General features: G+C 47.2%; 1 protein-coding gene. It reads right to left on the bottom strand.

The window, feature by feature from the left end; genetic code table 11:
• The coding region (locus tag R7E00_RS25025) for an ATP-binding cassette domain-containing protein (RefSeq protein ID WP_318124911.1) at positions 1-1,057 on the bottom strand (1,057 nt) is incomplete at both ends.

Genomic DNA, 1,057 nt, shown 5'->3' with positions numbered 1-1,057 from the left:
ACCGCTCTTTGTCGCTGAGTGAGGCCATGTTTTGACCTTTAAACTCAATTTTTCCGGTAGACGGTAGCAAACCGATCAACGCACGCCCTAATGTGGATTTACCCGAACCGGATTCCCCAACAATGCCTAGTGTTTCGCCCTGTTTTAGTTGTAACGAGATGCCTTTTACCGCTTCGAAGTACTCGTTTTTGCTTGGGATAAAGTGAGGCGTCACCAAAAACTTCACACGAATGTCTTCAGCGTTGAGCAATTCCGACGCTTTCTCATCAACGGGGGTTTTGCTTCCTTTCGGAATCGAGTTAATCAGCATTTTGGTGTATTCATGCTGAGGTTCAGAAAACAAGTGCTCAGTAATGCCTTCTTCAACGACCTCACCTTTGCACATCACCAACACACGATCGGCAAAGTGTTTCACCACGCCTAGGTCATGGGTGATAAATAAAATAGCCATCCCCATTTTTGCTTGAATCTCTTTAATCAGCAGTAGCACTTCCGCCTGAACAGTAACGTCAAGCGCGGTTGTCGGTTCATCGGCAATTAAGATGTCTGGTTCGTTAATTAGCGCCATGGCAATCATGATGCGCTGTAACTGACCACCAGAAAACTCATGTGGATACTTATCATAGGCTTGTTGCGGGTTCGGCAAATGAACCAAATCAAACAGTTCAAGCACACGTTCTTTGGCTTTGCGCTGATTGACGGAGCGATGACACATCATGGCTTCCGCCACTTGAATACCGACCCGCATGTACGGATTCAGTGAAGTCATTGGCTCTTGGAATATCATCCCGATGCGATCGCCGCGAATGCGCTGCATTTGTCGCTCAGTTTTGTCCAGAATGGATTCGCCTTCAAACATGATCGACGAGTCTGGATGGACAATGGCGTTGTCTGGTAGCAGCTTCATTAAAGCGTTGGTGGAAACTGATTTGCCGGAACCAGATTCGCCGACGATAGACAGCGTTTCACCCGCTTGTAGCTCGAAGCTAACATTCTTTACTGCATCGACGATCCCATCGTTTGTCGTAAAGCTGACAGACAAGTTGTTCACCGAAAG

This window comes from Vibrio sp. Vb1755 (genome assembly GCF_033338635.1).
Taxonomy (GTDB): Bacteria; Pseudomonadota; Gammaproteobacteria; order Enterobacterales; family Vibrionaceae; genus Vibrio; species Vibrio alginolyticus.
Note: the sequence above shows the minus strand (reverse complement) of the source record. Positions and strands in the feature narration are given on the sequence as shown.